18 protein-coding genes are annotated in these 21,379 nt (G+C 42.0%); 6 read left to right on the forward strand and 12 right to left on the reverse strand.

What is annotated here, in order from left to right:
• Window positions 1-15: 15 nt before the first annotated feature.
• Together Q0064_RS08155 and Q0064_RS08160 are read left to right on the forward strand one after the other, a co-directional pair.
• Entirely contained in the window at window positions 16-621 is a 606-nt protein-coding gene (locus Q0064_RS08155) for a SprT-like domain-containing protein (RefSeq protein ID WP_298146971.1), read from the forward strand.
• Window positions 611-1,672, forward strand: coding sequence for a mannose-1-phosphate guanylyltransferase (locus Q0064_RS08160; protein ID WP_298146974.1), 1,062 nt, complete (start codon window positions 611-613; stop codon window positions 1,670-1,672). Before Q0064_RS08155 ends, Q0064_RS08160 begins: the two co-directional genes overlap by 11 nt.
• Before the next feature lie 31 nt (window positions 1,673-1,703).
• Here the strand turns inward: Q0064_RS08160 and Q0064_RS08165 are convergent, their stop codons facing one another.
• The 4 genes from Q0064_RS08165 to Q0064_RS08180 are packed head-to-tail and all read right to left on the reverse strand — an operon-like array spanning window position 1,704 to window position 4,631.
• Entirely contained in the window at window positions 1,704-2,465 is a 762-nt protein-coding gene (locus tag Q0064_RS08165; RefSeq protein ID WP_298146977.1) for an ATP-binding cassette domain-containing protein, read from the reverse strand.
• Entirely contained in the window at window positions 2,462-3,208 is a 747-nt protein-coding gene (locus Q0064_RS08170; protein ID WP_298146981.1) for an ABC transporter permease, read from the reverse strand. The genes Q0064_RS08165 and Q0064_RS08170 overlap by 4 nt, the downstream gene beginning before the upstream one ends.
• 46 nt (window positions 3,209-3,254) lie before the next feature.
• Window positions 3,255-4,103 (reverse strand): glycosyltransferase family A protein, encoded by an 849-nt coding sequence (locus tag Q0064_RS08175; RefSeq protein ID WP_298146983.1) that lies wholly within the window; start codon window positions 4,101-4,103, stop codon window positions 3,255-3,257.
• Between the two features lie 3 nt (window positions 4,104-4,106).
• Window positions 4,107-4,631, reverse strand: a complete 525-nt coding sequence (locus tag Q0064_RS08180; protein ID WP_298146986.1) for a methyltransferase — start codon at window positions 4,629-4,631, stop codon at window positions 4,107-4,109.
• Window positions 4,632-5,361: 730 nt separating this feature from the next.
• Here Q0064_RS08180 and Q0064_RS08185 point away from each other — a divergent pair.
• Entirely contained in the window at window positions 5,362-7,122 is a 1,761-nt protein-coding gene (locus tag Q0064_RS08185) for a T9SS type A sorting domain-containing protein (protein WP_298146989.1), read from the forward strand.
• Window positions 7,123-7,381: 259 nt separating this feature from the next.
• Here the strand turns inward: Q0064_RS08185 and Q0064_RS08190 are convergent, their stop codons facing one another.
• Together Q0064_RS08190 and gcvP are read right to left on the reverse strand one after the other, a co-directional pair.
• Complete coding sequence (locus tag Q0064_RS08190) at window positions 7,382-8,440, reverse strand: ketoacyl-ACP synthase III (protein ID WP_298146992.1); 1,059 nt, start codon at window positions 8,438-8,440, stop codon at window positions 7,382-7,384.
• Between the two features lie 130 nt (window positions 8,441-8,570).
• Window positions 8,571-11,417, reverse strand: a complete 2,847-nt coding sequence (gcvP, locus tag Q0064_RS08195) for an aminomethyl-transferring glycine dehydrogenase (protein WP_298146995.1) — start codon at window positions 11,415-11,417, stop codon at window positions 8,571-8,573.
• A gap of 134 nt (window positions 11,418-11,551) precedes the next feature.
• Here gcvP and Q0064_RS08200 point away from each other — a divergent pair, with 134 nt between their 5' ends.
• Window positions 11,552-12,280, forward strand: coding sequence for a hypothetical protein (locus Q0064_RS08200; protein WP_298146998.1), 729 nt, complete (start codon window positions 11,552-11,554; stop codon window positions 12,278-12,280).
• 124 nt (window positions 12,281-12,404) lie between these two features.
• Here the strand turns inward: Q0064_RS08200 and Q0064_RS08205 are convergent, their stop codons facing one another.
• The 6 genes from Q0064_RS08205 to Q0064_RS08230 form a co-directional block, all read right to left on the reverse strand.
• The gene (locus Q0064_RS08205) at window positions 12,405-13,283 is read right to left on the reverse strand and encodes a cation diffusion facilitator family transporter (RefSeq protein WP_298147001.1); all 879 of its coding nucleotides are present in this window, start codon (window positions 13,281-13,283) and stop codon (window positions 12,405-12,407) included.
• Between the two features lie 7 nt (window positions 13,284-13,290).
• Window positions 13,291-15,315 (reverse strand): M3 family metallopeptidase, encoded by a 2,025-nt coding sequence (locus tag Q0064_RS08210; protein WP_298147004.1) that lies wholly within the window; start codon window positions 15,313-15,315, stop codon window positions 13,291-13,293.
• A 173-nt stretch (window positions 15,316-15,488) separates the two neighbouring features.
• Window positions 15,489-15,974, reverse strand: a complete 486-nt coding sequence (purE, locus tag Q0064_RS08215) for a 5-(carboxyamino)imidazole ribonucleotide mutase (RefSeq protein WP_298147007.1) — start codon at window positions 15,972-15,974, stop codon at window positions 15,489-15,491.
• Entirely contained in the window at window positions 15,971-16,780 is an 810-nt protein-coding gene (locus tag Q0064_RS08220) for a TlpA disulfide reductase family protein (RefSeq protein ID WP_298147010.1), read from the reverse strand. The genes purE and Q0064_RS08220 overlap by 4 nt, the downstream gene beginning before the upstream one ends.
• On the reverse strand, window positions 16,780-17,937 hold the full coding sequence (locus Q0064_RS08225) for a 5-(carboxyamino)imidazole ribonucleotide synthase (RefSeq protein WP_298147021.1): 1,158 nt from the start codon (window positions 17,935-17,937) through the stop codon (window positions 16,780-16,782). The genes Q0064_RS08220 and Q0064_RS08225 overlap by 1 nt, the downstream gene beginning before the upstream one ends.
• Window positions 17,938-18,172: 235 nt before the next feature.
• The gene (locus Q0064_RS08230) at window positions 18,173-19,012 is read right to left on the reverse strand and encodes an Omp28-related outer membrane protein (RefSeq protein WP_298147013.1); all 840 of its coding nucleotides are present in this window, start codon (window positions 19,010-19,012) and stop codon (window positions 18,173-18,175) included.
• Window positions 19,013-19,099: 87 nt separating this feature from the next.
• Between Q0064_RS08230 and Q0064_RS08235 the strand changes: the two genes are divergently transcribed.
• Together Q0064_RS08235 and Q0064_RS08240 are read left to right on the forward strand one after the other, a co-directional pair.
• On the forward strand, window positions 19,100-19,576 hold the full coding sequence (locus Q0064_RS08235) for a TlpA disulfide reductase family protein (protein ID WP_298147015.1): 477 nt from the start codon (window positions 19,100-19,102) through the stop codon (window positions 19,574-19,576).
• Window positions 19,577-19,579: 3 nt separating this feature from the next.
• Window positions 19,580-21,238, forward strand: coding sequence for a DUF6029 family protein (locus Q0064_RS08240; RefSeq protein ID WP_298147017.1), 1,659 nt, complete (start codon window positions 19,580-19,582; stop codon window positions 21,236-21,238).
• Window positions 21,239-21,379 lie beyond the last annotated feature (141 nt).

Raw genomic sequence — 21,379 nt, forward strand, 5'->3', positions numbered from 1 at the left:
AACCGTTTCACCATTGTGAAAGATATTTTAGCGAAATACGTACCCGAAGCTGCGGTCGACTACTGTTTCGATCTGATTGTACATTGGCGTGTGCATTTGCAGATTGTGAACGATCGGAAAACCAAGCACGGTGATTATCGAAAGGAAGCCGACGGCAAACACCGAATTACGGTAAACGGCGGTAAAAATAAGTATCGGTTTTTGATGACGCTGGTGCATGAAATTGCGCATTTGACGGCATTTGAAAAATACGGTCGGCGCATAAAACCGCATGGTTTGGAGTGGAAACACGAGTTTCGAACGTTGATGTTACCGGTTTTGAATACGTCGGTTTTTCCAGCCGATTTACTGCAATTGTTAGCGCGTCATTTGCGAAACCCGTCGGCTAGCGATGGAACCGATGTTACGTTAACGATTGCATTTAAGCAGTACGATCCGCAAACGGAATACGATTATTTATTTACTTTGCCGTACAACAGTTACTTTCAAACGCCCGACGGTCGAGTATTTCGAAAAGTAGGCTTAATTCAAAAACTGATTGAATGTACGGAAGTGCAAACAGGACGGCGATTTAAATTTAGACCAAACGCAGAAGTTAAACAGATAACGCATGAAAAATAACAACAGATTTGCAGTAATTATGGCTGGTGGCGTGGGTTCGCGCTTTTGGCCGGTGAGTACAGCCGAGCACCCGAAACAGTTTCACGACATGCTGGGAACGGGAAAAAGTTTATTGCAACAAACGTTCGATCGCTTGCAACGCATTGTTCCTGAGTCGCAAATTTTGGTCTTAACGAATCAGGCATACGTTTCTTTGGTGGCAGAGCAGTTGCCTAAAGTGCATCACGATAACATTATAGCCGAACCCGCCATGCGCAATACGGCGCCGTGTATCTTGTTTGCAGCTTTAAAAATTAAACTAGCAAATCCGGATGCTGTTTTTATCGTGGCACCGAGCGATCATTTTATTGAAGACGAAGTGGCATTTATTTCTGATGTTGATTTGGCAATGGAATATGCTTCGCGCGAAGATGTGTTGCTTACATTGGGAATTGTTCCGACCTTTCCGAATACCGGTTTTGGATACATTGAAAGTGGGGAAAATTTAGGCGCATTTAAACGTGTCAAGCAATTTCGCGAAAAGCCTGATTTAGATACAGCCAAGGAGTTTTTAGCTGCCGGTACTTTTTATTGGAATGCAGGAATTTTTGTGTGGAGTGCACGTTCGGTATTGAGCGCTTTTGAGAAATATCAGCCGGAAATGATGCAATTGTTCTCGGTTTTTAGTGAAGTACAAACGGCTGAGGAAACGAAAGCAACATTAGCGCAAGTTTATCCGCAAGCAGCAAATATTTCTATCGATTATGCCGTAATGGAACCGGCGCAAAATGTTGTTGTTTTACCCGCGAGTTTCGACTGGAACGATCTGGGAACTTGGGGTGCATTGTACGAAAAGTTGCCTAAAGATGCGCAAAATAATGCGGTGGTTAATGCGCGTTTATTGAGTAAAGAATCGAATGGAAATGTAATTTCCACGACTTCGAACAAACGTATCGTAGTAAAAGGCTTGAGCAATTTTATGATTGTAGAAACGCACGATACGATCTTAATTTATCCGTTATCCGACGAGCAATCGATAAAGGAAATTAGTGCCGAAGCTGCGCGTTTGTAATTAACGGGCGTCGTTGTCGAACTTAGGTTGTTTAGCCTTTCAAATACGCTTCGCGAACTTTCTTGAATAAATTCGACGAATAGACGAAGTCGGTTACGGCTTTGTTGTCGGTTACGAAAATCTGCGATTTATCGCCTTGCCATTCTTTAAATCCGTTTTTTAGGAATACGATGTTTTCACCAATTTCCATCACCGAGTTCATATCGTGAGTGTTAATTACGGTTGTGATATTGTATTCTTTGGTGATTTCGTGAATTAGATTATCGATAAGAATTGCGGTATTGGGATCGAGACCGGAGTTGGGTTCGTCGCAAAACAAATATTTCGGATTGTTTACAATGGCTCGAGCAATGGCAACCCGTTTTTGCATACCGCCCGAGATTTCGCTTGGCAATTTTTTATGAGCGTCGATAAGGTTTACACGTTGCAAAACGACGTCGACACGTTCGTTGATTTCAGCTCGTGATTTAGTGGTGAACATGCGTAGCGGAAAGGCTACGTTTTCGGCAACGGTCATACTGTCGAATAAGGCACTTCCTTGAAATACCATGCCGATTTCGGTACGCAATTCCCGGCGTTCGTCTTTAGAAAGATCGGCGTAAATGCGGCCGTCGAAGTCGATAGTTCCCGAATCCGGACTGTGAATTCCCAGCAGTGTTTTCAGCAAAACGGTTTTTCCGCTACCGCTTTGTCCGATGATGAGATTGGTTTCACCGGTTCGAAAAACGGTCGAAATTCCTTTGAGTACTTGACTGCCGTTAAATGCCTTTTTAACATCGGTAATTGTTATCATGTCAGCAGCATTTGAGTTAGAATGTAATTCATGGTAATGATGGTAACCGATGTCCACACGAACGAAACGGTCGATGCTTTACCGACTTCCAGTGCGCCACCTTTCATATAGTAGCCGTGAAAACTCGGTATTGTTGCGAGTAAAATAGCAAAGATGAATGTTTTTATGAAGGCGTAGGCGATATGAAAAGCGATGAATTCGTTTTGAGTTCCGAAGATAAAATCGGCACTGCTCGCAAAACCGCCATAAACTGCTGCGACGTAACCTCCGAAAATGCCGAGAAACATTGAGATTCCGATCACAAACGGATACAAAAGCAGGGCTATGATTTTTGGAAAAACTAGGTAGTTTAGTGAATTAACGCCCATAACTTCGAGCGCGTCGATTTGTTCGGTAACGCGCATGGTTCCGATGCTGGATGTAATGAACGAACCCATTTTTCCGGCCATGATAATCGAAATAAATGTGGGTGCAAATTCGAGAATAATGGATTGTCGGGTTGCGAAACCAATTAAGTATTTCGGAATTAACGGATTAGTAAGATTTAAAGCCGTTTGTATCGAAACCACGCCACCAACGAAGAACGAAATAAAACATACAATTCCCAGCGAGTCGATTATCAGATCGTCGACTTCTTTAAGGATGAGTCCTTTCATAACCGACCATTTGGTTGGTTTGTTGAAAACCTCTTTGATCATTAAAAAATACCGACCCATTTGAGTCAGATAGCGCAATAACATCATAGCATTTCAATTAGAGTAAAGGTAGTGATTCTACTCTGAGTCTTGTTCATCCAAATAGTTTCTGCTTAATTTTTTTCCAACGATACGATTTTATAAAGCGGGCTTGTTCGGCGGTTACTAATTTGGCTTTCGCCGAAAGGGAAGCCGTTAAAAAGCCAGTCAAATATGGGAAAACTAAGGTTGGTTTTTTCTTGCGAAGCGCTAGCTTTAGAGAGGCGATTGCTGTGAGTAAAAATCCGTATCCCAGGCTATAAAACGCTTCGCCTTGGGTTTTCGCTGCTTTTTTATTGTAGCTAAAACCCGTTGGTTTGAGGTGTTTTACGACTAGATTTTCGTTGACGACAACATCAAAGCCGTAGAATTTTGCCAGAAGTTCATCGACAGTATCCCAACCCATTGCTGCTTTCAAGCCGCCAATTTTTTCGAAACAGTTTTTGCTGTATGCTTTAAAAGCTCCTCGAACGTGATCGTTGTCGGTGAGTCGTTCGATTTTCCATTGTCCGTTTTCTTCGATAGCTGCAGCGCCGCCGGCAATTCCAACTTTGGGATTTTCGAAAACCGATTCCAACCACGCGAAATAGTTTGGTGGTAATTCTAAATCGGCATCGAGTTTTACGATGACATCAAAATCGGGTTCAACCTGTTGCAAACCTTCGTGAAAGGCGCGAATAACTTTAGATCCCGGTTCGTGAGTTGCGGATGATTTACGTTCAATCACCGTAAAATTTGGTTGATTTTGGGCGGCGTATCGAGCGGCTTCAACAGTATTGTCTGTGCTGTGATCGGAAACAACTACAACTTGATCGGGTTGTCGGGTTTGCGCGCGTAGGCTGTTTATTAGAATACCAATAAACGGCTCTTCGTTATGTGCGGGAACAACAACAGCAATTTTCATGTGCTATTTGTTAATTCGTTCCGCGTAAACTATGTAATAGCGTGGAGTAACTCGGCGCAGCAGCGGTCGGATACCGATTTTATTCACCGGGTGTGTCCATTTTTCTGTGGCGATAATTTTCCAGCCGGCTTTTTCGAGCAGCCAATCGAATTGCCAATCTTCAAATTCGTGAAAGTGTCGGTCCCACGGATCGTTTTTAGAACGATACGCCGGTGAAAACCACAGACGCAACGGCACAGAAGCCACGAGTTTGTTGCTCTTTACGTTTTGCAGTACGGTAAACGGATTGAGTAAATGTTCGAAAATTTCGAAAGCTGTTACTGCGTCGGCGTTTATGTGTAATCCGTCTTGGTGTACATCTAGATCTTCGCCGGAGGTATTTTGCACGTTAAAGCCCTCTTTTTTGAGTAGTTCGCCTAAAGGATTTTCTACGCCAAGATCCAAAATGTGGCAGTGTGCAGGCAAGTGTTTCTTGACGAAAGCCAGTGTTTTTTCGAATCGTTTTTTGGGATACGTATGCTCGTACACGTTTTTAAGTTTTGTGGCAAAAGTAGGGGAAAATTTTTAGGTGAGGATTTTTAGATGTGATCGGAGTGGGGGTGATGAGTTTACCACTTAACGTATCGTTTTTTTAGAGGCTGGAAGCTAGACACGAGAAGCTAGACTTTGCAACGTTTACCACTTTACGTGTGGTTTTTGTATTAAGATTGCAGTATTAAGTATTAAGACTTTGATGAGTTTACCACTTCACGTATCGTTTTTGTATTAAGATTGGAGTATTAAGTATTAAGACTCGATGAGTTTACCACTTAACGTATCGTTTTGGGGAAGCTAGAGGTTAGAAGTTAGAAGTTAGACTCGATGAGTTTACCACTTCACGTGTCGTTTTTCCACCCAAGCCTGAGAATTGTCGTTGTCTTAGGGGATCGAAAGTAACATTGTGTACTTTGTGGAAAACTTTGTGAAACATTGTGCTCCATTTTCAGAAGCTAGAGGCTAGTCCCGATAGCCATCGGGATAGAAGTTAGACTCGATGAGTTTACCACTTAACGCATCGTTTTTGTATTAAGATTGGAGTATTAAGTATTAAGACTTTGATGAGTTTACCACTTTAAATGTCGTTTTTCCTCCCGAGCCCGAGTGTCGTTGGTGCCTGAGCGTTTCGAAGGTAGCTTTTCGAAAGTAAAGTTTCGAAAATTACACTAACTAACGTATCTTTTTGTATCTTTCCACAACATTCTTTAATCAACAACCAACCATGGCACGTTCAAAAAATAGTAAAACACTAGGCGTTGTTATGTTTGGTCTGCTGTTGAGCTGTTTGGGTTTACAAGCACAGTCTTGGCAATGGACCAAACGTGGGGGCGGGACCAATGAATTAACAATTAACTTGCCTTCTTACCGCACAGAAGAGGTGTTTTCGATAGTTAGCGATTCTGAAAAAAATAGTTACGTGCTGAGTTCTCTCGGTCGGATTTCACCGCAAATTGAGGGTGTTCCGATAACTACCTATAATGATGTTACCTCGTCAAACGATGTGGTTTTAGCCAGCTTTAGTTGCAGTGGGGAGTTGCGTTGGACCAAAGTGTTTGGTGGCAGCGGTCTCGAGCGGCTTGTCGAATTGGTAATTGATGTTGCAGGTAATGTATATGTGGCAGGTAGTTTTAATAGTTGCGATCCATTGAATCAGAAACCTGCACGCATTGGAACAGACTATATTTTTGATCAAACTCAATCGTCTTGTAGTCCGCATTTTATTGCTAAGTTTTCAAGTGACGGCGATTTTTTGTGGATTAGACGCCCGCAAGAGAATAGTAGTTCTTTAATTAGTCTGGGGCAAAATGGTTCTAGAGGAGGATTGCAAGTTGATTCTCAAGGAAATTTATATTGGTTAATGGGGTGTGGAACAGGTGTGAGCTTTGCGGATGGCGCTTTCGTAAATAATTCTGATTCTCGGGCTTCCGTGGTATTTAAATATGATACCGAAGGTAATTTTTTAAGTGCTACCACTTTAGAAGGCGTAGTACACAATGTTGGTGGAGGTAATTTTTACCGCAATCCGTACAACGGGTATTATTACATTACAGGTAACGATAACGCGAATAGTTCGCCAATAATCTATGGCGGTGAGGTAATGAGCCATACTTCGTTTATTGCATGCTTTAACGAGCAGGGTCAGTTTCAGTGGATGCGCCAAGACACAGGTACACCGCCTGGACCCTATATCAATTTTTACGGTTTGGAGTTCGATAGCGAGAATAATATTTATACGGGTGGTAGGTTTTTTGGTTTAAACAATACTACTTTTTTAGGTGTTTCTAATACTGGTTTACCAACGGGTTTTATCATGAAACTCAATCCTACTGCCGATCAAGTTATTTGGCATAGTTTGAGTAATAGAGACACCGCAGGTTATGGCGCCTTAACCAGCACGCCAACCGAAGTGGTTTGGGGTGGTTACAGCTTTCAGAATATTACCTGGAGTGGCCTATCGCAAACAATTGGTCCTCCTGGTAATGGTACCCGCCCTACAGTTGTTACATTTAACAAGTCCACAGGTGCGGCTACGTCTATTATCCACATGCCTGCCGTGGTGGGTTCAACGGGTTTGGTTACAAAAATTGCGTTTGATGCTTCGGGAGATATGCTGGTGGGTGGAAAATTCTCAGGTACACTAACTCCAACAACTTCTCTATCGGTGCCCAGTTACGGTGGTGATAGCGATTTTTTTCTGGCAAAATGGGCCACGGAAGTTTGTAGTCCGCTACAGACAGAAAGTTTTGATCGCTCTGAATTGTTTGAAATAGGCTCTAATCCAGTTACCGATGTATTGTTGCTTCGAACTACGCAAAACCTTGGCTACGAGCTTCGAAACATTCACGGTAGTGTAGTGCAAAGCGGTAGTTTAGCAACAGGTTCGCACCAATTAAATTGCAGTTCTTTAGCTTCTGGCATATATCTACTAAAAGCCACCAACGAGCAAGGTCAGACCTCAATTCGAAAAGTAGTTGTAGAGTAGTTGGGGGTGATGAATTCACCACTTTACGTATCGTTTTGGGGAAGCTAGAGGCTAGTCCCGATAGCCATCGGGATAGACTTTGCGACGTTTACCACTTAACGTATCGTTTTTGTATTAAGATTGGAGTATTAAGACTTTGATAAATTCACCACTTCACGTATCGGATTGCCACCCGAACCCGCGTATCGTCGGTGCCTGAGCTTGTCGAAGGCCAATCTTTCAATCTTTCAATCTCGAAATCTTTCAATCTCGAAATCTCTCAATACCTATACAACATACAATTCACATTCATGCCTGCTCCAACAGAAGCAAACATGATAATGTCGCCCGGAACTAACTCGTGATTTTCGATTTTTTCCTGTACCAATAAATCGAATAAAGTAGGAATAGTTGCTACACTGCTGTTGCCCAATTTGTGGATGCTCATAGGCATAATATCCGGTGGCGGCGTTTGTCCGTGTAGCTTGTAAAATCGTTGGATAATTGCTTCATCCATCTTTTCATTCGCTTGATGAATGAGTATTTTCTTAATGTCGGTTACCGTGTACGGACTCGCGTCAATGCAGTCTTTCATCGCCTGCGGAACCTTACTCAAAGCAAATTCATAGATTTTTCTTCCATACATCTTGATGTACCGAATATCGCGGTGCGCCTCTTTTTCGTTCGACGGACCAAAAAATAAATAACCCGCTTCCTCTAACGCATACGTTGCCGAAGCCATACCTAAAATAGCCGAATCTCCTTCGTGCGCACCAATAACCGTGGCACCGGCGCCATCGGAATAAATCATCGAATCGCGATCAAACGGATCGACCACGCGCGACAAGGTTTCCGTACCAATAACCAAACAGCGTTTTGCTAATCCAGCCTTGATAAACGCGTACGCTTGAATGACGCCTTCTAACCAACCCGGACAACCAAACAAAATGTCGTATGCCACACACTTCGGATTTTTTATCTGCAATTCTTGCTTCACCCGCGATGCTAAACTCGGCAAAATATCCGATTGGATAGCTCCGTAGCGCACATCGCCAAAGTTGTGTGCCAAAATTATGTAGTCGAGTGTTTCTGGGTCGATACCCGATTTTGCTAAAGCGCGCTGAGCAGCAATGGTACCCATTTGCGAAGCCGTAACATCTTTATCGGCGTATCGGCGCTCTTCTATACCTGTAATTTCTTTGAATTTTCGAACAACTACTTCGGGAGTAGCCGGCAGTGGAGTGCCATCTTCGTTGAGAAATTGCGTGCTCGCAAAATCTTCATTGCGCAAAATGTTCTCCGGAATAAATGATCCGCTTCCTAGTATTGCTATATTCATGGTTAAAAAAAAGGGAATTCAGCTAAATTAACGCTAAAATTCCCTTTTTGTGCAATTTTTTAGATGATTTACAGAAATCTCAAAATTCTTAATGAATCGTTAAGAAAATGTAAATTTTTCTGCTGCTTTTTTACTCCATATACGCTTCGATCGGCGCGCACGAACAAACTAAATTTCTGTCGCCATAAGCATCATCCACGCGTCGAACCGATGGCCAAAACTTGTTTTCAACCACGTAAGGCAAAGGGAATGCAGCCGTTTCTCGACTATACGGAAACGACCACGTATCGTTGGTAAGCATCGGCAAGGTATGCGGTGCGTTTTTCAACGGATTGTTTGGTTCTTCTGCACTCGAAGCAGCAATTTCCGCACGAATCGCAATCATGGCATCGCAAAAACGATCCAATTCAGCTTGATCTTCACTTTCCGTAGGTTCGATCATCAAAGTTCCAGCAACAGGGAATGACACCGTTGGTGCATGGAAACCATAGTCCATTAATCGTTTTGCAATGTCAGTAACTTCAATTCCGTTTGCTTTAAAGGCACGGCAGTCTAAAATCATTTCGTGAGCTGCACGTCCGCGTTCACCGGTGTACAAAATCGGATAGTGCGCTTCCAAACGAGCCTTCATGTAATTCGCATTCAAGATGGCAATTTTCGTCGCTTCGGTAAGTCCTTCCGAACCTAGCATACAAATGTATCCGTAAGAAATCAAACATACCAAAGCCGATCCCCAAGGAGCTGCACTAATGGCAGTAATTGCCTGAGAACCGCCGGTTTCAATAACCGGATTGCTCGGTAAAAACGGAACTAGATGCGCAGCTACGCAAATTGGCCCAACGCCCGGTCCGCCACCACCGTGCGGAATCGCAAAGGTTTTATGTAAATTCAGGTGACAAACGTCGGCACCAATAGTAGCCGGATTCGTTAATCCAACTTGTGCATTCATGTTGGCGCCATCCATATAAACCTGTCCGCCGTTCTCGTGAATAATTCCGGTAATTTCGCGAATTGCACTTTCGTAAACGCCGTGTGTCGACGGGTAAGTAACCATCAAACAGCTCAACTCATCTTTATACTGCGTTGCTTTTTCGCGCAAATCGGCTACATCGATGTTTCCGTTGTCCATCGTTTTAGTAACCACAATTTTCATTCCAGCCATCGCCGCCGAAGCAGGGTTGGTTCCGTGTGCCGAAGCGGGAATCAAACATACATTTCTGTGGAAATCGCCTCGCGAGTGGTGATAAGCACGAATGACCATCAAACCGGCATATTCGCCTTGCGCACCTGAGTTGGGTTGCAAAGTAGTTCCTGCAAATCCGGTCACTACATTCAATTGCTCTTCCAAACGCTTGAGCATAGTCTGATATCCTTGCGCTTGTTCTACCGGAGCAAACGGGTGAATGTTGTTCCATTTCGCCATCGAAAGCGGCAACATTTCTGCAGCAGCATTCAATTTCATGGTACATGAACCCAAGGAAATCATCGAATGATTCAAAGCCAAATCTTTGCGCTCTAATTTTTTGATGTAACGCATTAAGGCACTTTCCGAATGGTAGCTGTTAAATACGTCGTAGGTCAAAAATTTCGATGTTCGTGCCAGCGACTGTGGTAGTGCGCTTTCAGAATCTAACGACGAAACTTCAAAAGCTTCTTTGCCAACTGCTTCTGCGAAGATGGAAATAATTTTATTGATCGATTTTATGGAAGTCGTTTCGTTTACCGAAATACCAATCGTTTGCGCATCGATGTACAAGAAATTACATTTCTTCGACTCGGCTATCGGGCGAACAACGTCTGCAGCGGCTTTTACAACAATGGTGTCGAAATACGCATCATTTGTTTGGTAAACGCCCAGTTTATTCAAGGCATTTACGATGGTTACGGCCGATTGATGTACGCGATTAGCAATAAAAGCCAATCCTTTCGGTCCGTGATAAACCGCATACATACCCGCCATTACAGCCAACAATACCTGAGCTGTACAAATGTTACTGGTGGCTTTGTCGCGTTTAATGTGTTGCTCGCGGGTTTGCAAAGCCATACGTAAGGCGCGGTTGCCGTTGGTGTCTTGGGTTACTCCAATAATTCTGCCCGGCATGCTGCGCTTGTACTCTTCTTTAGTGGCAAAGTACGCTGCGTGCGGACCTCCATAGCCCAACGGAATTCCGAAACGTTGCGTAGTTCCAAAAACAACATCAGCACCCCATTCTCCCGGAGGTGTAAGCACCACTAACGATAAAATATCAGCCGCAACTGCTACTTTGATGTCTTTCTCTTTGGCTTTATTACAAAAATCGGCGTAATCGAAAATTTGTCCGTGTTTACCCGGATACTGTAAAATGGCAGCGTAAAATTCGTCTGAAAAATCAAAAGTTTCGTGATTTCCAACCACAATTTCAACACCAATAGGCGTGGCACGTGTTTGTAAAACCGATAAAGTTTGCGGCAAAATCTCTTCGCTCACAAACAATTTACACACGTTATTTTTCTTCTGCTCGCGACTCCGAACATCGAACAACAACGCCATCGCTTCTGCACCAGCAGTTGCTTCATCTAGCAACGATGCGTTGGCAATTTCCATACCTGATAATTCTATGGCAACCGTTTGAAAATTCAAAATCGCTTCCAATCGGCCTTGTGCAATTTCTGCCTGATAAGGCGTGTAAGCCGTGTACCAGCCCGGATTTTCAAAAATGTTACGCTGAATTACCGCCGGAACAACGCACTGATGATATCCCAAACCAAGGTACGATTCGAAAATTTTATTCTGTTTTCCCAGTTCGGTTATGTGATCTAAATACTCAAATTCGCTCATCGCTGGCGGCAAATTCAAGGGTGTTTTTAGTAGAATATCACTTGGCACGGTTTCGTAAATCAATTGATCTACACTTTCAACACCAATTGTTTCCAACATTTGCGAAACCTCTTCCTCACGAGGTCCGATATGACGTAAAGCAAATTGAGAAGTATTCATTTAGGGATTCATTTTATAGCTGCAAAAATACTATTTTACACCTGAATTTATTGCGCATTCTAACATGCTATTAAGTATTGTTATCAACTAATTTGATAATTTATAAACAGCTTGAAGCGCAGGCCAGCAACCGCATGCAAAAATCGATCTGTTCACAACTCATCAGCTTAAACAGCCTTACTGCGCTGGCTTTTGCCGCCAATTTTCTTATCACACAAATACATTTTCAGTTAAGTTCGCAAATTCTTGCGCTTAGTTGTCTCACTATCTGTGTGATACCCGCTTATCAGTTCATTAAAACGCAAACGGTAAACGTGCTAATAGCCGCTGTTTCGGGAATGACTATTTGCCTTTTCTTGTGCACTGCAGCAAACGTTTCTTCAACTATTGCACTCTTTATGGCAATCGTGTTTTCGGTAACGTACAACTGGAACCCAAATTTCGGATGGCGAAATAATCCGTTTTCAAAAGTGGGGATTGTAGCGCTGGTCTGGACGCTCACAACTGTACTTATTCCACTTTTATTGGCGAACACAACCGTCGATTTACCGTATCTTTTTTTGCGTTTCAGCTTGTTTTGCCTGCAAATTTTATTGTTCGAAATAGCCGATTTGCCCACCGATATCCGCAATACGCGCAGTATTCCGCAACTGTTCGCACCTCGATTTTTAAAATTAATCCTTGCTGTTTGCTCGCCAATACTAGCATTCCTGCTCGAAGATGGTTTACTCGCCATCCTGTTAACGGCGTATCTGTTTTTCGTTATTATTCAAACAAAGCCCGGAAATCGCCGCTTTGCCGATGTTTTCGTCGAAGCCGTTCCGCTGTTTTATCTAATCTTAAAATGGATTGCGTTATTTTAATTTGGGCGTGCCGGCGCAAACGATCGTTCTTTGAATAAAAGTCTTTTGGCGCCGTCGGGCTATACACTACAAGTTTGTTTGCGGCTTAAACGCCACCGCAAACAAAGCTTTTCGTTTCTATCCCTCACGCGGGCAACGTTACCGAATCCGGTTCGATATGAACGAGCACTTCTGCAATCTCCGGAATCTCTCGCAGCAAATGATCTTCCAAATCATGTCCAATTTTATGACTTTCAATTACGGTGAGTTCTCCCTTAACCATCGCATGTAAATCGATGTAATATCGGGCGCCGCTCTTGCGAATGTGCAGCTTTTCTGTTGCTATAATTCCTGCAACCTTTACCGATTCAATGCGAATGCGTTCCGATAAGTCTTCGTGTATTTGCTCGTCCATCATTTCGCCCAACGCAGGTCGAAATATGTGCCAAGCGTTGTAAAAAATAACAAAAGAGGCGAGAAGTGCTGCCCAATCATCGGCCGACTCGTAGCCTTTTCCAAAAAAAAGCGCAATCGAAATGCCAATAAATGCCGCAACCGAAGTTAACGCATCGCTTCGATGATGCCAGGCTTCTGCCTTGAGCGCTGTATTATTCGATTTCTTGGCCCGATTCATCACAATTCGAAACAAAATTTCTTTCCAAATAATCAAAACTCCCAAGACAAGTAGCGTAAATGGTGCCGGTGTTTTGTGCGGCGTAATTATGTGTACGATACTTTTATAAACAATCAGCGATGCCGAACAAATTAAAAAAGCAACGACAATAAATGTAACCAGCGGCTCTAACCGACCGTGCCCGTACGGATGATTTTTGTCGGCAGGCTTGTGGCTGTAAATAAATCCGAAATACAAGACAAACGACGCAAAAAAGTCGGCCGCCGATTCGGTTGCATCAGCCAAAAGTGCGTAACTATCGCCGTAAACGCCTGCTAAAAATTTAATTACTGCCAACACGCCGTTCGACAATAACGAAATCAAAACAACGCGAATTACAGCTTTACTCATTGTAAGGTTAGTTTAAAAGACCGGCACGTTCTAACAGCGCTTCAACGCGAGGTTCTCTTCCAGCGAAAGCTTTGTACAGCTCCATCGGATGCACGGTGCCGCCTTTAGATAATATTTCGTTTTTAAAGCGCTCGCCAATTGTGCGATTTAAAATGCCGTGTTCTTTAAAAATACCAAAGGCGTCCGCATCTAAAACTTCGGCCCACTTGTAGCTGTAATAACCCGACGAATAGCCGCCGTTAAAAATATGACTGAACGAAACACTCATACAATTTTCGGCCACATCGGGGTAAAGCGCCGTTTTTTCAAAGACTGCGGCTTCAAAGGGTTTCACGGCATCAACAGTTCCGCGGCTGTCGTGGTGGTACGCCATATCCAAAAATCCGAAACTCAACTGTCTAACGGTTGCCATACCTTCTTGAAAATTGGCCGCTGCTTTAATGCTCCTGATGAAATGTTCTGGGATAACTTCGCCCGTTTGCCAGTGCTTGGCAAAAGTTTGTAGCGCTTCGGTTTCGTAACACCAGTTTTCAAAAATCTGACTCGGCAATTCCACAAAATCCCAATACACGGATGTTCCGGAAAGCGACGGGTAAACGGTGTCGGCTAACATACCGTGAAGCGCATGTCCGAATTCGTGAAATAAGGTAGTGGTTTCGTTGAACGTGAGCAAAGCCGGCGTATCGGCAGTTCCTTCGCTAAAATTGCAAACAATCGAAATATGTGGTCGGCTGTTTTCGTTGTTGGTTTTCCATTGCGACTTAAAAGAAGTCATCCATGCGCCCTGACGTTTTCCAGCTCGTGGATGAAAATCGGTGTACAAGAGCGCACAAAATTCGCCACTCTCATAAAACACTTCGTACACTTTTACATCCGGATGGTATTTTTCAATCGTATCGTTTTCTTTAAAAGTAATTCCATACAATTTTTCCGAAATCGAAAAGGCACCTTCCAGAACTTGATTCAGCGGAAAATAGGGTTTTAAAGCCTCATCGTCGATCGCAAAAAGACGTTGCTTGAGCTTTTCGCTGTAAAAAGTTCCGTCCCATTTTTGAAGCTGCAACAACGAGTCAGATTCTTGCGCAAAATTCTGTAAATCAATAAATTCCCGACGTGCTTTTTCCATGGCTTTGTCGTAAATCGTATTCAGAAACTGCTTTACTTGGTCGGGATTTTGAGCCATGCGTTCTTCTAATACAAAGGCCGCATGCGATTCGTATCCGAGTAAGCGTGCTCGCTCGTGACGTAAAGCGACAATTTGCTGCACGTTTTTTTCATTGTTGAATTCGTTTTGTTGGAAGGCTTTTTTCCCGGCTGCAATAGCGATTTCTTGTCGCAATTCTCGATCTTCCACGTAAGTGACAAAAGGTAGATAACTCGGAAAATCGAGTGTAAAAACGTAGCCATCTATTCCTTTTTGTTGCGCCAAGTTTTGTGCTTGCTGTAGTGCCAGTTCTGGCAGTCCGCGCAAGCGTTCTTTATCGGTAACCACTAATTGGTACGCATTGTTTTCAGCTAAGATGTTCTCGCCAAATTTGAGTTTTAAGGCCGACAATTGCTCATCGATTTCGCGTAAGCGCTCTTTTTCGCTGTCGGAAAGTAAAGCACCGTTTCGCACAAAGCTCTTATAGCGTTTTTCCAAAAGCATTTGTTCCTCAGAGGTAAGAGAATTTGCAGCCGTATTTTCAAAGACGTATTTAACCTTTTCGAAAAGTACCGGATTCAAAGCCACGTCATTTCCAAACTTTGCAAGCTTGGGCGACACTTTTTGTGCTGTTTTTTGAATCGTTTCTGAGGTTTCGGCACTGTTGAGGTTAAAAAAGCACGCACTCAAACGCTCGAGTGCTTGTCCGCTGAATTCTAGAGCACGAATCACGTTCTCAAAATTTGTAATTTCCGGATTGTCTATAACACGTTGTATATCAGTCCATGCCGCGTCAATACAGCTGTCAAAGTACGATTCAAACAAGTTGTGATCGATTTTTGAAAATGGAATGGACTCGTGTGGTGTATCGAATGAATGTAAAAACATAGATATTTTGTAGTATTTTAACGACAAAATACACAACTGTGTATTTTTGTTCAAGTTTTAATTTTATATTTGTGACAGATTTTAATTTTTTTCACAACAAGTTTTGTTCTTGCTTTGTGGCCCCAAACCAAAGTAAGAACGCAAGTTTTAAGGACTGTCAGCAATGATGGTCCTTATTTTTTTAGAGCTTGCGAAGCTTTTTCAACTTCTTCGCGCAAACTCACTTTGTATTCTATTACTTTTCTTTGAATGTTTTCATTAGCCGAGCCAATAATTTGTGCTGCGAGTATACCTGCATTTTTTCCGCCGTTAAGTGCTACCGTTGCAACAGGAACACCTCCGGGCATTTGTAGAATAGACAATACGGAGTCCCAACCGTCGATCGAATTTGAAGATTTAACCGGAACACCAATTACAGGAAGCGGACTCATAGCAGCGATCATTCCTGGCAAATGTGCTGCACCGCCTGCACCAGCAATGATTACTTTGACACCGCGTTTGTGCGCATTTGTGCTAAAATCAAACAGTTTTTCGGGCGTTCGATGCGCTGAAACAATATCGATTTCATACGTAACGCCAAACTGGTCCAAGATATCTGCGGCAGCTTGCATTACGGGTAAATCACTCTTACTTCCCATTACAATCGCTACGTCTGTCATAGTTCTTTTTTTAAATTCTTAGTAATAAGTTTGGTAATGTTTTGAAGTTCTTTTCCGCCAATAAAAGCATCGAAATCGCTAAAAAAAACGACCTCACCTTGCTTGTCGATTAGAATATTCGTCGGAAAGAACGTGACACCGAGCTGATCGATGATTGCTTGGCTGTCGGTAATGTGCGTAAAGTTAAAAGGAACTTTCTTTAAAAAATTCTGAATTCTCGCCGCTTCGTTGTAAGTAACTGCAAAAAACAAAACGTCTTTGCCTTCAAACTTCTCTTGCATTTTATGTAAATCCGGAATTTCTTTAATGCACGAACCGCATTTTGTAAACCAGAAATTCATCAAAATGATCTTTCCTTTTAAGTCGGCAATTTTATATGTATTGCCGGTAATGTCGGAGAAAACGAGCTCAGAAAGATTTTCACCGATAAGTTTATTCTTGTTCTTTTTGGCTTGTTTTATCTTATCCTGAAATTCATCATTGACTCTTTCTTGGTCTTTGGCAGTGTATTTTGCGAGTTGAATGTAGACTAACGTTTTCTCTTTGTTGGTAAAGAATCGCTGCACGAATTTTTCGTTTTCAGGTAAAGTCTTAACAGAATCCAAGAATTTTTGGTCGTAGGTTTCTCCATTTTCGAGTACGTATCGTTTCTCAATAGTCGGGTTGTCCTCGAGCAAATCCAGAAATTTAAAATTGTTGAGTTGAATAAAACCCGACATGTCGGCTTTTTCGGATTGTGCAACGCATAAAATCGGAACTACGGTAAAAAGCAGTAGCAGACGAATATTCCAAGTAGCGGTTTTCATTAGGTACTTTTTACTAAGATTGCTGATTTTACCATTGCCGCATTTTCGCGTGCTTTTTCAATATCTTGATGCACAATCGTCACGTGTCCCATTTTTCGGAACGGTCTTGTTTCACGTTTGCCATATATATGTGGCGTTACGCCAGGAATTTTTAGAATGTCTTCGATGTTTTCGTATTCCACCTGACCATGAAATCCGGCGGCTCCAACAAGATTGACCATCACGGCTGCCATTTTGCTTGACGTGTCGCCCAAGGGTAAATTGAGAACGGCACGCAAATGATTTTCGAACTGCGAGCAAACAGAGGCTTCTATGGAATAATGTCCAGAATTATGTGGTCTAGGTGCCACCTCGTTAACTAGTACTTCGCCGGTTTTTGTAAGAAATAGTTCAACGGCCAGCAAACCAACAATTTTAAAACTATCTGCCACACGCAGCGCCAATTCTCGCGCATGCTGAGCAATTTGGTCGTTTATGCGAGCCGGACACAACACAAATTCAACTTGATTAGCCGTTGGATGAAACTCCATTTCTACCACTGGATAAGTTACAGCTTCTCCCTTAGCGTTTCGGGCAACAATGACCGCTATTTCATTCTGAAAATCAACTAAGGCTTCTGCCAGACAAGCACCTTCTTTGAGTGTATCTAAATCTTTTATTTCGCGAACCACTTGAACACCAAATCCGTCGTATCCTGCTTCGGCACTCTTCCATACAAATGGCAAACGCAACGTTCCCGAAACCACATCGAGCATTAAATCCTTGAGCGACTCGTAATTGGTAAACGGCGAAGTAGGAATGTTGTTAGCAGCATAATGTGCTTTTTGCAGACATTTATTTTGAATGATTTTTAAGGCTGCCGATGGCGGGTATACTTTTTTTCCTTCTGCTTCAAGCGCAGCCAAAGCCTCTGTATTTACGGCCTCAATTTCGACGGTAATCACATCGGCTTTCCTTCCAAAGTCGACAACAGTTTGAAAATCCATTAAGTTTCCAACCGAAAAAGAGTTGGTTGCTAGTCGCCCGGGCGCTGAGGCGTCGGGATCGAGAACGGCTGTTTTAATATCGAATTTGCGGGTTTCGGTCAGTAGCATTTTACCTAATTGTCCGCCACCGAGTATTCCAAGAGTGAAATCAGAAGAGAAAAAAGACATCAGTTGTTTGTTTGTACAAAGATAGTCTATCGAAATTATAAAAGAATTAACTGATGTTAAAGTAACAAACCTTTCTTTAAGTCCGTACTTTATATTAAATAATTATGAAGCGTTGGAATCGCAAATGATATAATGATAAGACAGACCAATATCCCTATGCTAGCATAGTGTTTTTTCATAATTGTTTTGGTTATTGGTTAGTAGGAGGGGAGTAGTACTATGCGACTTCCCTCTTTTTTTATGGATTCTCTTGAAAATCTTGCGTTTCGTTCAAGTTGCAGTGGCGTACGTTGATCACGCGATTATCGGCACCTACAACAAATGCAACGAAGTTGACCTTCTCCGGATTCTCGATATCGGCAGGAAGAGCAATATCAAAAGTTTTGCTAAAAGTTTCTCCAAATCGGGTGTTGCTTCCCATAGCATCTCCAAGGATATTTGTTACACTAGCACGCAGCACATGATCGTGTTCAAAATTTGGAATCGGATTTACAGCATTATAAAATTGGGTGTAGTTTCTCTGGAAATAAATTAGATCGTCTTCCAACAAATAAACCACAAGTTTTAGACCCTCGTAGTTTTGAACGAATTTTACGTCAACTTGTAAATTGTATCCAGTTGCAGTTCTAGATGCATTCATTTTGAGTCCAAGTCCGCAGTTCACGCTTGTTAAGTTTACTGCTTGTTGCACATTTTGCGGTTCTGGAAACGACCATACCGTCAAACGATTTAATCGGCTAACGGGTAGTTCTAGATCAAAATCTGGAGAGATTAAATTTTTCAAGGGATCGATTCCATCAAAGTGATATGGATCATTTCCGTAGTGAATAGCAACAGCAACCGCTCGGTTGGTTTGTTCGAACACTTGTTTGATACCGTAAGACACGCGTGTGCAGTTGCCACACCAAGTTCCGGTGTAGTCTTCAATGAGCACATTTTTGGTGAATTGTCCGGAGACAGGTTCAGCATCGGGCGTTTCGTCGATAACTATTGGCTTTTCAATAACATTAGTTTCGCTACAAGCGATGAATAAACTAGTGCTGAGTAGCGTAAGCACAAAAAGAGAAACGCGTTTCATGATAAAAATTTTAGTTACGCAAATAAAGTAAATTTTGTTGTGATTTGGTAGAATATTTCTTTATTTGCCACAAATAACCAACCAAAGATGAATAAAATAACATTTGCGCTCCTGTTTGTTTCATTATTCGCAAACGCGCAACAAAAGCTACCCGATTTAACATTAAAAACCACCGAAAGTTCCGAGTTCAATCTCACAAAAGATTTTTCAGAGAAAGATAAATTTTACATTCTTTCATTTTGGGCAACTTGGTGTGCTCCTTGTATTAATGAGCTTGATGCCATTTCTGAAATTCAAGATGATTACAAATCGGATTTGAATTTTGAGGTAGTTGCAGTTTCCACCGACGATTCTCGGACCGTAAAAAGAGTAAAACCCTTAGTGCAAGGCAAAGGTTGGAATTATAAAGTATTGCTTGATACAAATCAGGATTTAAAAAGAAACTTAACGATTGTAAATATTCCGTACACAGTTGTTGTGAAAAACAATCAAATTGTTCATATCCAGAATGGCTATGTTCCAGGCTCGGAATCGGAGCTATTTGAAAAACTAAAAACGCTTTAAACTGTGTCTAAATATTGTAATTTTTTAGCAGCGGTATGCACTGTAGCCGCTGCAGTTGGCCAGTCTAATCACAAAATTTCTGGTGGGTTTGAATCGAATGCGCAATTTTACATCAACGACAAGCAATTAAATGTCACGCAGCCTGAAAATCCGTTACGTTCGAACAACTATTTTTTATTGAATTATCAATACAAAAATTTTACTGCAGGAATTCAAGCAGAAGGATACGAAAATGAAGCGCTTTTAAACTTCAACCCCAAATACAACCAAACAAATGTTGCAACGTATTTTGTTCAATACAAAAATAAATTCGTTGACGCAACGCTAGGTTATTTTTATGAGCAGTTTGGTAGCGGACTTTTGTACCGCTCTTGGGAAGATCGAGCTCTTGGAATTAATAATGCGTTGATGGGGGGTCGAGTAGTGGTTAGACCGGTAAACTCCCTCGCCATAAAAGGTATTTACGGCAGGCAAAGAACAGGTTTTGAATTGTCGGAAGGAACCGTTTTTGGTGGTGATTTAGAATGGTCCGTCGATGATTTGTTGAAATGGGAATCTTCCGGACTTTCTTTTGGATTAACTTACATTGGCAGAGATGAATTAACGGGTTTTGAAAATCCGAATTTTAATAGAACTACAAACGGCTATGGTGTTCGTTCTAATTTTAACTTTGGAAAGTTTTACGGTGGTTTAGAATATAATTATAAGTCGCCCGATGGCGTTGTTGAAGCGAGTGGACAGGTTCAAAACTTATTCGTAAAACAAGGAACGGCTGCCTTGTTGAATCTTGGTTATGCTTCGAAAGGTTTTGGCATCGACGGTACTTTTAGAAGACTAGAGAACTTTTCTTTTTTTAGCGAACGAGCTGCTAAGGGAAATGTATTTAACGATCGGATTTTAAATTTCATTCCGAGTTTAACGAAGCAGCACCATTTCAACTTAGCCAATATTTATGTGTATCAATCGCAACCAAATGTGATTTTATCGGACCAAACTTTGGTAAAAGCTGGTGAAATTGGTGGGCAAATTGACCTATTCTACGAATTTTCAAAAGGCAGTCTGCTGGGAGGTAAATATGGAACAAAAGTTGCTCTAAATATGTCGAACTGGCATGCGTTAGCTGGCGATTTTTTTATCTTACCTCCAAAAGATTACGATACTAACATTCTGGGATTTGGAAAGAAGTATTTTTCAGATTACAACATCGAAATCAGTAAAAAGTTTAACAATAAATTTCAAGGGATTTTTGGCTACATTAATCAGTATTACAACAAGAAGTTAATTGAAGAGACGGAAGGTTTGGTTCGAACAAACATCGTTGCTGCAGAAGGGACTTATCGTTTTACGACTAAGCAGTCGACTCGAGTACTTTTAGAACATATGTGGGCCGATGGCGATCGTAAAAACTGGGCTTCAGCAACGGTCGAATACAACGTAAATCAGCAGCTTTCCTTCTATGTAATGGATTTATATAACTACGGTAGCGACGATGAGTTACAACAAAAGCACTACTATAATTTCGGGACAGCTTTTCGTAAAAAAAGTACGCGAATTGCCTTCAGTTACGGACGCCAACGCGGTGGTTTAGTTTGTGTAGGTGGTGTTTGTCGTTTTGTGCCCGAAAGCACTGGATTCTCACTTTCATTGAATACTGCATTCTAAGCATTAACTTTATATTTAAAAGAGAAGCCGTCTCATAACTTAAATTGAGACGGTTTTTTTATTTTTCTAGATTTTGTTTTGTTTTAAGTTTTTTTATTTTGGGTGCAAAATTGCCTTTATGCGGCAATTTTCTTTCTTAGA

The organism is Flavobacterium sp., assembly GCF_027490375.1.
Taxonomy (GTDB): domain Bacteria; phylum Bacteroidota; class Bacteroidia; order Flavobacteriales; family Flavobacteriaceae; genus Flavobacterium.

Coding starts and splice junctions, on each gene's coding strand:
- Q0064_RS08160 (WP_298146974.1), top strand. CDS start 611: ATGAAAAATAACAACAGATTTGCAGTAATTATGGCTGGTGGCGTGGGT.
- Q0064_RS08165 (WP_298146977.1), bottom strand. CDS start 2,465: ATGATAACAATTACCGATGTTAAAAAGGCATTTAACGGCAGTCAAGTA.
- Q0064_RS08170 (WP_298146981.1), bottom strand. CDS start 3,208: ATGATGTTATTGCGCTATCTGACTCAAATGGGTCGGTATTTTTTAATG.
- Q0064_RS08175 (WP_298146983.1), bottom strand. CDS start 4,103: ATGAAAATTGCTGTTGTTGTTCCCGCACATAACGAAGAGCCGTTTATT.
- Q0064_RS08185 (WP_298146989.1), top strand. CDS start 5,362: ATGGCACGTTCAAAAAATAGTAAAACACTAGGCGTTGTTATGTTTGGT.
- Q0064_RS08190 (WP_298146992.1), bottom strand. CDS start 8,440: ATGAATATAGCAATACTAGGAAGCGGATCATTTATTCCGGAGAACATT.
- gcvP (WP_298146995.1), bottom strand. CDS start 11,417: ATGAATACTTCTCAATTTGCTTTACGTCATATCGGACCTCGTGAGGAA.
- Q0064_RS08200 (WP_298146998.1), top strand. CDS start 11,552: ATGCAAAAATCGATCTGTTCACAACTCATCAGCTTAAACAGCCTTACT.
- Q0064_RS08205 (WP_298147001.1), bottom strand. CDS start 13,283: ATGAGTAAAGCTGTAATTCGCGTTGTTTTGATTTCGTTATTGTCGAAC.
- Q0064_RS08210 (WP_298147004.1), bottom strand. CDS start 15,315: ATGTTTTTACATTCATTCGATACACCACACGAGTCCATTCCATTTTCA.
- purE (WP_298147007.1), bottom strand. CDS start 15,974: ATGACAGACGTAGCGATTGTAATGGGAAGTAAGAGTGATTTACCCGTA.
- Q0064_RS08220 (WP_298147010.1), bottom strand. CDS start 16,780: ATGAAAACCGCTACTTGGAATATTCGTCTGCTACTGCTTTTTACCGTA.
- Q0064_RS08230 (WP_298147013.1), bottom strand. CDS start 19,012: ATGAAACGCGTTTCTCTTTTTGTGCTTACGCTACTCAGCACTAGTTTA.
- Q0064_RS08235 (WP_298147015.1), top strand. CDS start 19,100: ATGAATAAAATAACATTTGCGCTCCTGTTTGTTTCATTATTCGCAAAC.